10 protein-coding genes are annotated in these 14,278 nt (G+C 67.4%); 1 reads left to right on the top strand and 9 read right to left on the bottom strand.

Going from position 1 to position 14,278, the window contains the following annotated elements:
• Positions 1-169: 169 nt before the first annotated feature.
• Complete coding sequence (locus AB4Y84_RS02410; RefSeq protein ID WP_442244420.1) at positions 170-1,591, top strand: M28 family peptidase; 1,422 nt, start codon at positions 170-172, stop codon at positions 1,589-1,591.
• Between the two features lie 78 nt (positions 1,592-1,669).
• On the opposite strand, the gene AB4Y84_RS02415 is transcribed toward AB4Y84_RS02410, so the two are convergent.
• The 9 genes from AB4Y84_RS02415 to AB4Y84_RS02455 form a co-directional block, all read right to left on the bottom strand.
• On the bottom strand, positions 1,670-3,121 hold the full coding sequence (locus AB4Y84_RS02415) for an alanine/glycine:cation symporter family protein (RefSeq protein ID WP_312111521.1): 1,452 nt from the start codon (positions 3,119-3,121) through the stop codon (positions 1,670-1,672).
• 13 nt (positions 3,122-3,134) lie between these two features.
• Entirely contained in the window at positions 3,135-4,127 is a 993-nt protein-coding gene (locus AB4Y84_RS02420; RefSeq protein WP_253079497.1) for a hypothetical protein, read from the bottom strand.
• A gap of 209 nt (positions 4,128-4,336) precedes the next feature.
• Positions 4,337-5,170: a TrmH family RNA methyltransferase gene (locus tag AB4Y84_RS02425; protein WP_025874268.1), complete on the bottom strand. Its 834-nt coding sequence runs from the start codon at positions 5,168-5,170 to the stop codon at positions 4,337-4,339.
• Positions 5,163-6,680, bottom strand: a complete 1,518-nt coding sequence (locus AB4Y84_RS02430) for an alanine/glycine:cation symporter family protein (RefSeq protein ID WP_223496347.1) — start codon at positions 6,678-6,680, stop codon at positions 5,163-5,165. The genes AB4Y84_RS02425 and AB4Y84_RS02430 overlap by 8 nt, the downstream gene beginning before the upstream one ends.
• 188 nt (positions 6,681-6,868) lie before the next feature.
• On the bottom strand, positions 6,869-7,408 hold the full coding sequence (locus tag AB4Y84_RS02435; RefSeq protein WP_442244421.1) for a GNAT family N-acetyltransferase: 540 nt from the start codon (positions 7,406-7,408) through the stop codon (positions 6,869-6,871).
• Entirely contained in the window at positions 7,401-10,526 is a 3,126-nt protein-coding gene (locus AB4Y84_RS02440; protein WP_025874265.1) for an efflux RND transporter permease subunit, read from the bottom strand. The genes AB4Y84_RS02435 and AB4Y84_RS02440 overlap by 8 nt, the downstream gene beginning before the upstream one ends.
• On the bottom strand, positions 10,523-11,629 hold the full coding sequence (locus AB4Y84_RS02445) for an efflux RND transporter periplasmic adaptor subunit (protein ID WP_025874264.1): 1,107 nt from the start codon (positions 11,627-11,629) through the stop codon (positions 10,523-10,525). The genes AB4Y84_RS02440 and AB4Y84_RS02445 overlap by 4 nt, the downstream gene beginning before the upstream one ends.
• Before the next feature lie 317 nt (positions 11,630-11,946).
• Complete coding sequence (locus tag AB4Y84_RS02450) at positions 11,947-14,010, bottom strand: TonB-dependent copper receptor (RefSeq protein WP_442244422.1); 2,064 nt, start codon at positions 14,008-14,010, stop codon at positions 11,947-11,949.
• 72 nt (positions 14,011-14,082) lie between these two features.
• A partial coding sequence (locus tag AB4Y84_RS02455; RefSeq protein ID WP_442249728.1) for a DUF2946 family protein occupies positions 14,083-14,278 on the bottom strand: 196 nt, incomplete at its 5' end.

Here is a 14,278-nt window from a genome sequence, read left to right on the forward strand (position 1 = left end):
GGGCATGCCCGGCGCGACCGCAGAGGCATGCGAAAGCCCCGCTCCGGCGGGGCTTTCGCTTTGCTGCATCTGGCGGAAAACAGCATCCGCGCCGGCCATGACCTCCCGCCCATGCGCGGCGCTGAACGACTGTTAAGCTCCAAGGCTTACACCCTTCCCGGAGCTGTCCATGCGTCGCCGCGTCCTTGCCATCGCATCCTCCCTCGCCCTGCTGGCTGCGCCGGCCTTCGCGGCGCCGCATGCCACCACCCTGCCGCCGGCTTCGCTGGCCACCGCGGCGCAGCTGCGCGACCAGGCGCTGGCCGATGACACCGGCTGGAAGGTGGTCGAATCGTTGACCACCGAGATCGGCCCGCGCATCGCCGGCAGCGAGGCCGACGCCCGTGCCGTGGCCTGGGCCGAAGCCAAGTTCAAGGCACTGGGTTTTGACAAGGTGTGGAAGGAACCGGTGACCTTCCCGAAATGGGAGCGCCGCAATGAACACGCCGCCGTGACCGGCAGGAACCCGCAACCGCTGCAGATCACCGCGCTGGGTGGCAGCCCGGGCGGTACGGTTGAAGCCGAGGTAGTGCGCTTTGCCGATCTGGCCGCGCTGCAGGCCGCACCGGCGGGTTCGCTGAAGGGCAAGATCGCCTTCGTCGATTACCAGATGCTGCCGTTCCGCGATGGCCGCGACTATGGCCGTGGCGGCGCGATCCGCAGCAAGGGCCCGTCCGAGGCCATCCGCAAGGGCGCGATCGGTTTCCTGATGCGCTCGGCCGGTACCGATTCGCACCGCGTGCCGCACACCGGCATCACCCGCTTCGATGACGGTCTGACCCAAGTGCCGTCGGCGGCGCTGTCGGTGCCCGATGCCGACCAGCTGGCGCGCCTGCTTGCCCGTGGCGCAACCACGGTGAAGGTCGCACTGGACTGCGGTTGGGATGGCACGGCGACCTCGTACAACGTGATCGGTGAGATCACCGGCCGCACGCTGCCGAAGGAAGTGGTGGTGATCGGTGGACACCTGGACTCGTGGGACCTGGGCACCGGCGCGGTCGATGACGGCGCAGGCGTGGGCATCACCATGGCCGCCGGTCATCTGATCGGCCAGCTGAAGCAGGCGCCGAAGCGCACCATCCGCGTGGTCGCCTTCGCCAACGAAGAACAGGGCCTGTATGGCGGCAAGGCCTACGCCGAGGCGCATGCCAAGGACGTAGCCCTGCACCAGCTGGCCGCCGAGAGCGATTTCGGTGCTGGCCGCATCTACGCCTTCAACACAGGTTCGCCGAACCCGGAAGGCTCGCGCGAGGCAACCAGGCAGATTGCCGAGGTGATGAAGCCGCTGGGCATCGAGTACGCCGCCGACAAGGGCGGCCCGGGGCCGGATGTCGGTCCGCTGGCCGCCAAGGGTGGCGCATGGGCGTGGCTGGCGCAGGATGGCTCGGACTACTTCCACCTGCACCACACCGCCGACGACACCCTCGACAAGATCGATCCGAAGGCGCTGGCGCAGAACGTGGCGGCCTATACCGTGTTTGCCTACCTGGCGGCCGAGGCCGATGGCAACTTCGGTAGCGAAGCCAAGGCAACCACGCCGCCCAACGAGTGAGTCCACTTCCACGCTGTGCGTGGAGTGACTCATGACTGGGTAGCGCCGGGCCATGCCCGGCGCTACCGGCCTGGGTGCTTACTGCACCCACACGCTGGTATTGCGAACCCCCAGCAGCTTCGGGTTGAACAACGGGTCACGCCCGTGACGCCGGTGATCTTCGTAGTCGCGCAACGCGGCCAGCGCGGGCCTCTGCAGCAGCAGGATGGCGATGATGTTCAGCCAGCTCATCATGCCTACGCCGATGTCGCCCAGCGCCCACGCCACTGTCGCACTGTTCATCGCCGAGTAGCCCGTAGCGGCCAGGAACAGCAGCTGGAAGGTGCCCATCACCCCCCCTCGGGGACGATCGCGGCAGAGGTAACTGACGTTGGTTTCGGCCATGTAGTACAGGGCCAGGATGGTGGTGAACGCGAATGGCAGGATCGCCAGCGCGACGAACGACTTGCCGAAGCCGGGCAAGGCCGACTCCACCGCGTGCTGTACGAAGCGTGGCCCTGCTTCCACGCCGGGAAGGTTGCCCAGCAGCAGGCGCGCCTCGTCCGGTACACCGTTCACCGCCGGGTCGTAGACGTTGTAGAGCCCGGTGGAGAGAATCAGGAAGGCCGTCGCGCTGCACACGACCATGGTGTCGATGTACACCGAGAACGACTGCACCAGCCCCTGCTTCACCGGGTGCGACACTTCCGCTGCAGCGGCAGGATGCGCGCCACTGCCCATGCCAGCTTCATTGGACAACACGCCACGACGTACCCCCCATTGGATCGCGGTCCCGATCATCGCGCCGAATGCGGCGTCAACACCGAATGCGCTGCGCAGCACCAGGGCGATGACCTCAGGCACGCGCTCGACGTTGAGTACCATCACCACCGCAGTGACCAGCAGATAGGCCACGGCCATCACCGGCACCACCCATTCGGCGACGCGCGCGATGCGACGCACGCCGCCAAGCAGGATTGCCGCCAATACCACCAGCAGCACACCGGTGGTGACCATCACCGGGACATCCCAGGCTTCGTTCACCGCACTGGTGATGGCGTTGGACTGCGTGCCCGCCAGCATCGCCCCCGCCAGCACCGTGACCAGCGCGAACAGCACGGCGTACCAGCGCTGGCCCAGCCCCTTCTCGATGTAGTACGCCGGGCCACCGCGATACTGCCCCTTGGCGTCGCGATCCTTGTAGATCTGCGCAAGGGTGGACTCGATGAACGCGCTGGAGGCACCGAGGAAGGCGACGATCCACATCCAGAAGATCGCGCCCGGACCGCCGAAGGCAATGGCCATGGCGACACCGGCGATATTGCCCACGCCCACCCGGCTGGACAGCGACAGTGACAACGCCTGGAACGGCGAGACACCGGCATCGGAGCGCTCGTGACGGAACATCAGGCGCAGCATGTCCGGCAGCGCGCGCAACTGCACGAAGCGGGTACGCACGCTGAAGTACAGGCCCGTTGCCAGGCACAGCACCACCAGGTACGGGCTCCAGACAACGGCAAGCACGGCATTGACGATCGATTCGACATTCATCGCAGGGCCCCCATCAGAAGAACATGCCCAGGGCGACCTGGGGACTGATGATGCGGCCGGTATTGCGGCCGGCAACGGTGAATTCGACGCCGGCGATCAGCCCCAGCGACGGGCTGAAGTGGTACTCGACAGCGGGCGCGAAGGTCAGGTTGCGACTGGCCGGGCGGTGTTCGTTGATGGGCCGGACGCCACCTGCAGCGTCGGGCGCGAAACCGGTCAGGCGCTGGCCGGTCTCGCGGCTGGCGGCAACTTCCATCACGCCGACCCAGCGTTCGTTGAAGCTGTATTCGGCGCCCACGGAAAGACCCAGTACCGAGCCCCGCGCGATATGGCCCTGGAAGCCGTCCTCGGTGCCGTACACGCTGGTGCCGGAGATGGCCGTTCGCGATGGCGCCGGCCCCGCGCTGAACTGCGCCCGCCAGCGCAGCGGCCGATCGTTGCCCAGCCACAGCACCTGCTGCACGGCCAACGCGGCGACGGTGCGCTGCACGCCATCACCCTGCGCATCCAGCGGATTGCCGGTGATGCGGTCGTGGCTGCCGGTGCTGAAGCGCTGTACCAGGGCAATCGACACCGCCGGCGTGGTGCCATCGGCGCTGGGGGCCTGCAACAGGTATTGCAGGCGTGCGGTGGTATCACCGGCGCGGAAGCCTCGGCTGCGTGCGTTGCCGGATTCGGCGCGTGATGCACTCAGGTTGACCTGGCCGGTCACCCGTTCGCTGAAGCCGTATGCGATGGGCACCACCATCGCCCACGCGCCGCTGCGTTCGCTGATGCGGTGGCGGTCGCCGTTGTGGTCGAAGGACGAGGAACTGTCGACCCGCACCAGATAGGGTTCGACGTACCAGTGACCCGCTGGCATGCCGGCAGGATTGGGCGTGATCAGCGGGCCGGTGAAGTTGACGCCGTCGAGCGTGCGCTCGTTGGCCTGCGCGGAAACGGCGGCAAGCGCACTGAGTGCCAGTACCAGGCAGACACGCACCGCACTGCGAGGAGGATGACGCATGGGAACCGCTCCTGTACGACGTTGGATGGACTTCCACCCTGCGTCGCCGGGAACGGCACACCAATAAGGAAACTTTCAATTCGTCATGCCTGCTTTGCGCATGGCACTGCCAGGAAAACCGCCAGACGTTGCCCGGCTGCCGGGAAGTCCCGTTCGACCTGGAACTGCGCTGTGCGGGCACCGGTTTGCGGTGCCCGCAGACACGCCCATCAGCCGCGCTGGCTGACCCACTGCGCCAGCAACACGGCCGTGGCGGAAGCGACATTCAGGCTTTCAACCGCGCCACTGCCGGGAATCGACAGCTGCTGGTCACACTGGCTGGCCAGGCCGCGATCCATGCCTTCACTTTCCGCGCCCATCACGTAGACCAGGCGGGCCGGCAACGACGCGCGGAACACGTCATCGCCACCCTCGACCAGGGTCGCGGCGAGGCCGAAACCGGCCGCGCGCAGCTGCGCCATCGCTTCTGCATCCTCAGGCAACTGCACCAGCGGCACCGACTCTGCGCCGCCCTCGGCCACGCGTGCGGCCGCGCCGGACAGCGCCAGCGTACTGCTGGCCGGCAGCAGCAGCGCCTTGGCCCCGAAATGCGCGGCAGAGCGCAGGATCGCACCGAAGTTGTGCGGATTACCGACGCCATCCAGCCACAGTGCCAGCGCCGGGCCTTCGCCCAGTTCGGCCAGCCACTGCGCCAGCGGCAACACCGGCGCACGCAGCACGTCGGCCACCAGGCCTTCGTGATGGGTGGTGGCGGCCAGCTTGTTGAGGTCGCCCTCCTCCACCACGCGATAGCCCACGCGGTTGGCCACGCACCACTTCAGCACCGGCTGCATGCGCGGAATCAGCGATTCCACCAGGTACAGCTTGCGCAGCGCCTGCGGACGCTTGGCGAACAGGGCCTGCACCGCGTTCCAGCCGTACAGGCGCAGTTCGTCGTTGCCACGCCCCGGCGGTGGCGGGGTGCCGCCCTCACGCGGTGGCAGCGGGGTGGCCCGCGGCGGTCGCGACGACGGGCGGCGGGCATTCTTCCAGGGATCATTCACTACGGGACAACTCCAGCTTGCGTTGACGCCAGAAATCGGCGTTCTTGATGCCCAGGGCATCGGGGTCGAAGATCGGGTCGAGACCGAGCTTCTTCTGTCGTTCGTAATCGCGCAGGGCCAGCATGGCCGGCTTCTGCACGATGAGGATGGCGATGATGTTCAGCCAGGCCATCAGGCCCACGCCGATATCACCCAGCGCCCAGGCCAGGGTGGCGTTGTGGAAGGCACCGAACACCACCATGCCGATGATGCCCAGGCGCAGCAGCAGCACGGTGAGCGGCCGGCGCTTGTTGTGGTTGACGTAGGTCAGGTTGGTTTCGGCCATGTAGTAATAGGCCATGATCGTGGTGAAGGCGAAGAAGAAGATCGCCACCGACACGAAGGCCGAGCCCCAGCCCGGCAGCACTGCTTCCACACCCGCCTGCGCGTAGCCCGCACCTTCGGGAATGCCGGCCAGGCCCTGGAAGATCGGCTCAGCGCCGGCGACCGGCGAGTACACGTTGTAGGTGCCGCTGGCCAGGATCAGGAAGGCGGTGGCGGTGCACACCATCATGGTATCGAAGTAGATGGCGAAGGCCTGCACGTAACCCTGCTTGGCCGGGTGAGAGACCTCGGAGGCCGCCGCAGCGTGCGGTCCCGAGCCCTGCCCGGCCTCGTTGGCGTAGATGCCGCGCTTGATGCCCCATTCCACCGCCAGGCCCATCATCGCGCCGAACGCGGCGTGGGTTCCGAAGGCGCTCTTGAAGATGATGCCGAACATTTCCGGCACGCGGTCGTAGTTGATGATCATGATGACGATGGCCATCAGGATGAAGCCGGCGGCCATGAACGGCACCACCACTTCGGCGAAGTTGGCGATGCGCTTGACGCCACCGAAGATCACCACGCCCAGCAGCAGGGCGACGACGATGCCGATGCCCAGCTTCAGCGCCTGCGCCGATTCCATGCCGAAGGCCTGGCCATCGAGCGGACCGCACAGCGCGGTGCCACGGCAGGCATTGATGACGCTGTCGGCGATCGCATTGGCCTGCACGCCCGGCATCAGGAAGCCGGCGGCGATGATCGTGGCGATGGCGAAGGCCATGGCATACCACTTCAGGCCCATCGCTTTTTCGATGTAGTAGGCCGGGCCACCGCGGTAGCGGCCTTCGGCATCCTTGGTCTTGTAGATCTGCGCCAGGGTGCATTCCACATACGAAGTGGAGGCGCCGAGGAAGCCCATCACCCACATCCAGAAGATCGCGCCGGGGCCGCCGAAGGCGATGGCGGTGGCCACGCCGGCGATGTTGCCGATGCCCATGCGGCCGGCCATCGACATGGCCAGGGCCTGGAACGAGGACACGCCGGCGTCGGATTTCTCACCGGACACGGTGAGGCGGCACATCTCGACGAAACCACGGATCTGCATGAAGCGGGTGCGCAGGCTGAAGAACAGGCCGGCGGCCAGGCACATGAAGATCAGCGCCTTGCTCCAGATGATGCTGTTGATGAAATGTACGGTAGCTTCCACGCGCGCTCTCTCCAGTCGGCGGGTTGTGAGGACGTCCCGTCGGCTGGAAGGGACCGGTCGATTCTCCCTGATCGAAGGTCGCTGCGATAGCGCCGGATGTAGGGGCATGTTCTCCGCCGGGCATGGCCCGGCGCTACCGGCAATGACCGTGCCCCCTGCGGTAGCGCCGGGCCGTGCCCGGCGGCCTGTTACGGAAGCTGCCTGCGTACCCGGGCGAAGCGGCGCAGGTCATGCAGGACGCCGCGCTTGTAGACGGCGCAGCGCTCCACGCCCTCCTCCTGGAAACCGTTCTTTTCCAGTACCCGGGCCGAGCCCAGGTTGAAGTCGACCACCGTGGCCTGCAGCCTGAACAGGCCAAGTTCATCCATCACCCAGGGCGCGAACAGGCCGACCACAGCGGTCATCAGGCCCTGCCCCCAGTGGGCCTGGCCGAGCCAGTAGCCTAGTTCCGCGGTATGCCCGCGCTCGGCCACGCCCTGCTGGGCGCCAACGCTGCCACAGGCCTGGCCCTCTATCTCTATGGCCAGGTTCAACGTGCCTGGGGCCAGTACGCGTCCGCCCAGGAAAGCTTCGCCATCCTCGCGGGTGTAGGGATACGGGAAGCGGTCACGCAGCCCACGCGAGACGTCCGCGTCGTTGGCGTGATGCAGCAGCGACTGCAGGTCATCACTGCGCCAGGAGCGCAGCAGGAAGCCTGCGCCGTGCAGGATCCGCGCCTGCTCAGGCATGACCACCCACCGACGGCGAGTCGGCCTCCTGCTTCTCCAGCTCGCGCTTCACCGCCTCCGGCGAGCGGGTGTACGGGGCCAGCCGCGCGTAGAACGCCGGCACCACGAACAGCGACAGGAAGGTGGACAGGGTGACGCCGAAGATGATCACGATGCCGATGGTGCCACGGCTGGCCGAGCCCGGGCCACCGGCCACCACCAGCGGGATGGCGCCGACCACGGTGGCGATCGAAGTCATCAGGATCGGACGCAGGCGCACCATCGCCGATTCGATGATCGCTTCGCGCACGCTGCGGCCATCGTCGCGCAGCTGGTTGGCGAATTCGACGATCAGGATGCCGTTCTTGGCCGCCAGGCCGACCAGCATGACGATGCCGATCTGGCTGAACAGGTTCACCGTGCCGCCACTCAGCCACAGGCCAACCAGCGCACCAAGCACGCCCAGCGGCACGGTCAGCATGATCGTCAGCGGGTGGATGAAGCTCTCGAACTGCGCGGCCAGCACCAGGTACACCACCAGCAGGGCCATGGCGAAGGTCAGCAGCACCGCGCCGCCCGCACTCTGGTACTCGCGCGATTCGCCCTTCCAGTTCACCTGCGCGTACTGCGGCAGCTCTTCGCCGGTCACCTGCTGGGCCCAGGCGATGGCCTCGCCCAGCGGATAACCCGGTGCCAGGCCGGCACTGATGGTGATCGAGCGCAGGCGGTTGAAGCGGTTCAGGGTTCCGGCCTCGGCCACTTCGCTCAGCGTGACCAGGTTGGACAACGGCACCAACTCGCCAGAGGTCGCACGCACGCGGATCGCGGCCAGATCGGCGGGGCTGGCGCGGCCATCACGGCCGGCCTGCACCAGCACGTCGTACTCCTCGCCGTTGTCGACGAAGGTGGTGACGCGGCGCGAGCCCATCATCGTTTCCAGCGCCGAACCGATCGCGGTGACCGGCACGCCGAGGTCGGCCGCACGCTGGCGGTCGATGTTCACCCGCATCTGCGGACGGGTTTCCTTGTAGTCCGAGTCCGGGCCGACCAGGCCGGGGTTGTCGGCCATGCGCAGCAGGATGCGGTCGCGCCACTGCGCGATCTCGGCGTATTCCGGGCCGCCCAGCACGATCTGGAACGGCTGCCCGCCACTGCGTACCAGGCCGCCACCGACCTGGGTACGTACGCGCACGCCACGGATGGTGTCCAGTTCCTTCTGCAGTTCGTTGGCGACTTCCGGCGTGCCTTCGCTGCGCTGGCGCCACGGCTGCAGGAACACGCTGACGCGACCGGTGTGCATTTCCTCGCTTGCCCCGAAGCCGCCGGGCACGCGCGGGTTGGCGCGCACGATCGGCTTGTCCGCGCCCACATGCGGTGCCAGCAGCGCTTCGACCTGCTGCACCTGCTGCACGGTGTAGTCGTAGCCGGCGCCTTCCGGGCCGTCGATCATGATCTGGAACGAACCACGGTCTTCGGCCGGGGCCAGTTCCGAAGGCAGCACTTTGATCAGCAGCCAGCTGGCCGCCAACGCAGCGGCCATCACCAGCAGGTAGATCCACGTGCGATCGACATGATGATCGAGCACGCGGCCGTAGGCGCCGGCCAGGCGTTCCAGATTGCGGTTGATGAAGCCGTGCAGCCCGCGCGGTGCCTGCCCGGTATGCGGCTTGAGCAGCTTGGAGGCCATCATCGGCGTCAGCGTCAGCGCGACGAACGCCGACAGCGCGACAGCGGCGGCCAGGGCTACCGCCAGTTCACGGAACAGGCGCCCGGTATTGCCTTCCAGGAAGCCGACCGGCAGGAATACCGCCACCAGCACGGCGGTGGTGGCGATCACCGCGAACGCCACCTGCGCGGTACCCCGCTTGGACGCCACCAGCGGCGGTTCGCCCAGGTCGATGCGGCGCTGCACGTTTTCCACCACCACGATCGCGTCATCCACCACCAGGCCGATGCACAGCACCAGCGCGAGCAGGGTCAGCAGGTTGATCGAGAAGTCGAACGCGTACAGCGCGATGAACGCCGCCACCAGGCATACCGGCACGGTGACCGCAGGAATCAACGCCGCGCGGAAGCTGCCGAGGAACAGCCAGATGACCGCCAGCACCAGGATCATCGCCTCCACCAGGGTGGCGTACACGCGGTCGACGGCAGCCTCGATGAAGGTGGTGTTGTCGAAAGCAACGAAGATCTGCGTGCCCTTGGGCAGGGTCAGCGCGACACGTTCGGCCTCGGCGCGCGCGGTGCGCGCTACATCCAGCGAATTGGCAGTGGAGGTCTTGACGATGCCCAGGCCGATGCCGGGCTCGCCGTTGCTGCGGTAGTAAGCGCGACGCTCGGCCGAGGCCAGCTCGATCTTCGCCACATCGCCCATGCGCACCACGTAGCCATCACTGCCCTTGCCCAGCGGGATGGTCGCGAAGTCTTCCGGCTTGATGTAGTTGCGCTCCACGCGCAGGGTGAAATCGCGGTCGGTGGATTCGATGCGGCCGGCCGGCAGTTCCACGTTCTCGTTGCGCAGCGCGGTTTCCACATCGCCGGTGGTCAGCCCACGTGCGGCCAGCTGGTCGCGGTCCAGCCAGATGCGCATCGCATAGCGCTGGCGGCCACCGATGCGGACCTGGGCCACGCCATCGAGGCTGGAGAAGCGGTCGACCACGTAGCGGTCGGCGTAGTCGCTCAGTTCCAGCGTATCCATGGTCGAGGACACCATGTTGAACCAGATGATCGGGTCGGCATCGCTCTCGACCTTGGCGATCTCCGGTGGCCGCGCCTCTTCGGGCATGCGGTCGGCCACGCGGCTGACCGCGTCGCGCACGTCGTTGGCCGCCGCTTCGATGTCACGGTTGGAGGTGAATTCGATGCTGACCTGCGAACGGCCATTGGTGCTGCGTGCGTTGATCGTATCGATGCCTTCGATGCCGGCCAGCGCGTCTTCCAGCACCTGTGTGATCCGGCTCTCGATGACCGCTGCCGAGGCACCGGTGTAGTCCACCGAGACCGAAACGATCGGCGGGTCGATGGCCGGCAGTTCGCGCAGCGTCAACCGGGTGAAGGACATCACGCCCAGCACCAGCAGCAACAGGCTCATCACCACGGCAAACACCGGCCGCTGGATGGAGATGTCGGACAGCTTCATCCGCCGTGACCCTCGGCGGCTGCAGGTGCTTCAACCGTCGCCGGCTGCGCGCCGCTGGCGGGCGCGGCGTCGGAGGCTGCCACCTTCAGGCCCGCCCGCAGCTTGCCGGTGCCGTCCACCACGATGCGCTGGCCGGCCTGCAGGCCCTGCTTGATCTCGACCACGCCGGCGCGACGTGCGCCGGTGACCACGTCCACACGTTCGACGGTGTCATCGGCCTTGATGCGGTACATGAAGCTGTCGCGACCGACCTGCACCACCGCGATTTCCGGCACCACCAGGGCCGGTCGATCGGGATGGAACAGGCGCACGTCGAGCAGCATGCCCGGCCGCAGCGCATGGTCGCCATTGGCGAAGTCGGCACGCACGGTCACCGCACGGGTGGCCGGGTCGATGCGTGCATCGATGGTGCTGACCTCGCCCTCGAAGGTGCGGCCCGGCCAGGCCACGCTGGTGGCCTGCACCTTGTCGCCGGTGGTCAGCGACGCCAGTTCCACTTCCGGCACCTGGAAATCGACGTGCATGCGCTCGACGTCGTCGAGGGTGGCGATCACCGTGGTCGGCGTCAGCAGCGTGCCCGGGCTGATCTGGCGGATGCCGAGCACGCCGGCGAACGGCGCGCGCACGCGACGGTCGCCGATGTCCGACTGCATCTGTGCCACCCGCGCTTCGGCTGCGTCGCGGATCGACTTCTGCGTGTCCAGGGTGGCACTGGATACCAACCGCTGCGCCGCCAGTTCGCGCTGGCGCTTGTACAGCTGGTCGGCTTCGCGGAAGGTCGCCTGCGCCTGCACCAATGCGGCCTCCTGGGCCTGCCCGCGCAGTGTCACGAGGGGCGCACCGGCGGCGACCTGCTGGCCACTTTCAAAGTGCACGCGCTCGACGATCTCGCTCACCTTGGCGGTCACGCTGATCGACTCGCGCGCCTTGGCCGTGCCCAGCGCCTGCAGCGTGTCGTTCCACTGCACCGCCTGCACGACCTGCGCGGTGACCGGCACGGCTTCGCCCTGCCGACGTGCGGCGGCCTCCTGTTTGCCTGCGCACCCGGCCAGCACGGCCAGGCTGAGGCCAAGGGCCAGGGTCGAAGCGATACGAGCCAACATGAACAATCCTGAGCGATCCACGGCCGCCGAGTGTAGGCAAGGCCCCGCAAAAGCGGTATGTGCCAAGCGTTTACCGGCGTGGAACGGGGGCTGCGATAGCGCCGTGTGCCCATTCCATGCAGGGGGCACCGACGCAGTGTCGGCGTATGTCGGGATGTATCAGGCCATCCCGCCAGGGGCGATGCCGTCGTACAGTCGAGGGGCCTGGCCGAGGGCGCCGGGCGGGGTCGGAACCTGGCGGGGATCCGACCCCGTTTTCTTTGGACGCAGGCCTTCTGTGCGCGGCGCACCGGTAGCGCCGGGCCATGCCCGGCGGATCAATACCGGTAGTTCACCTTCATCCACAGGCTGCGGCCGGGCTCGTTGATGCGCACAGGGTCAGCGGGGAAGCCGAAGTCGGCGCTGCCGGCCAGGTTCAGATGCTCGCTGTAGGCACGGTCGAACAGGTTGTCGACACCGGCGCTGAGCTGCAGCTGCGAACTGAAACGATAGGCCGCGTTGAGCGCCAGCGTGGCAAAGCCGCTGCTCGGCCCGAGGTCCTGCGCGACCACGTTGCCCTGCCCGTCCGCGACCCGATGCTGATGGGTGACCGCGCGCACCAGCGCACCGGCACTCCAGCGCTGGCCTTCCCAGTCAGCGCTCAAGCGTGCTTCCAGCGGCGGCATCTGCGGCAACGGTCGATGCTGATCGCGGTTCTCGCCCCAGGCATAGGCCAGGGTGCCCCCCAGCTTCCATTGCTCGTCCAGCCGCAGCTGCAGGCCGGCCTCGGCACCGGCGATGCGTGCCTGCACATTGTCAGCCTGGCTCATGCCCATCATGCCGCTGCCGCGATAGGTGAACAGGATGTAGTCCTGGATCTGACCCGCATAGGCCGAGACCCAGGCCTGCACGCGCGGGCCCTTGTATTGCAGGCCGACGTCGAGCTGGGTGGTGCGCTCGGGCTGGATGCCGGTGAACGCGTTCACCGCACCTGCCGGCCCATGATCGGGCGAGAACAGTTCCCAGTAGTCGGGCATGCGCTGGCTGTGGCCCAGCCCCGCATACCAGGTCAGGCCGTCGGCGAGGTCCTGTTCGTAGCGCAGGAAACCACTGCCCAGCCATTCCCTGCGGCGCTGGCCGGCGGTGGGATTGGGCATGGCCATCATCATGCCGCCGATGTCGGCACGCTCATCGCGCACGCTGGCGCGATCGATGCGCAGCCCGCCGATCCAACGCTGATCGGTGTCCGCACCGAGGGTCAGTTCAGTGAACGCACCGTAGCGGCGGAAATCGGCGTCGGTGTTCCAGTCCGCCTGTTTATAGGTATCGCGCCCCATGCCCATGCGGCCGCGATGCCGGCTGTCTTCGCCGTCGATGCCGGCCACCAGCTGCACGTCCTGCCAGCGCCATTCGGCGCTGATGCGCCCGCCCTGCGTGCGGCGATCCACGTTCGACGCCATCGGCATCGGCATCATGCTGTGTGGGTTCGGCGTACGCAGCGTGTAGTTGTCCATCACGTGGTCGGCTTCGTTGTAGTACACGTTCGCCTGCAGCGTGTCCCACGCCCCGGGCAGATTGCGCTTCTCGAAGCGTGCGGCGTAACTGGTGCGTTCGAACGCGGCACCATCCATGCCCCGCCCCGCGTAGCGCGCGATCGCATCGCCGGCACCGGCGGAGACCTCCAGCAGGGTATCGGCGTCAGGCGTCCAGCCCACCGCTACGTCGCCATTCCACTTGCGCCATTTCGACGGAACCACATCACCGTTGCCGTCCTTGTAGTCATCGGCTTCGGAGCGATTGCCGCTGGCACGCACATAGCCCGTTGGATTGCCCAGGGTCAGGTCCAGCACCTGGTCGTTGCGGTTGCGTGAGCCGACCAGCGCACTGGCATCGGCACGCAGCCCGGGCGCATCGAAACGCGGGGTATCGCGCTCGAAACGCACGGTGCCCGCAGAAGCACCGGCGCCCCAGCGCACGCTCTGCGGGCCCTTGATGATGGTCAGCCGGTCAAAGCTCTCCGGCGAGATGTAGGACAGCGGGTTGTCCATGCGCGAGGGACACGCGCCAATCAGATTGCCGTCGTTGCTGAGGATGTTCAGGCGAGAACCGAACATGCCGCGCAGCACCGGATCGCCGTTGGTGCCGCCGTTGCGGATGGCGGAGAAGCCGGGAACGGTCTTCAGGTAATCGGCGCCATCGCTGGCCGGTACCGGCTGCCGCGGCAGGCGCGGATCGGTCACCCAGTGCAACGGCGAGGACGGCGCGGCGGCGGTGACCACCAGCGTATCCAGCGTCCGCGCTTCTTCAGCGGGCGCGGCATGGGCGAAGGGGGCGGCCAGGGCAGCGCCAAGCGCAAACGGCAGGCGCGCACGGGCGCCCGCAGCGGGGAAAGTCATTTTCATGGAAACAGCTCCAAGGTACGCACGCGCGCACGACGCCCTTGCAGGCCTCGTGCGACGGATTCGATAGGGAAATCAGCGGACGGTGGAGACCAGCGGCGGGCCACGCGCGGCATGTGCCGGCCAATGCAGCAGCGGCAGTCGCGGCTGCGACCATGGGAACACCGGCTTCGGCCGCCACAGCAAGGGCAGCAGCAGCACCAGCACGGCCAGCCACGGCAGCAGGCGCATGGCCAGCACGCAGTACTCGCAGGCCTCGCCATGCATGGCG

Source organism: Stenotrophomonas sp. 2YAF22 (assembly GCF_052114665.1).
GTDB classification, from domain to species: Bacteria; Pseudomonadota; Gammaproteobacteria; order Xanthomonadales; family Xanthomonadaceae; genus Stenotrophomonas; species Stenotrophomonas indicatrix.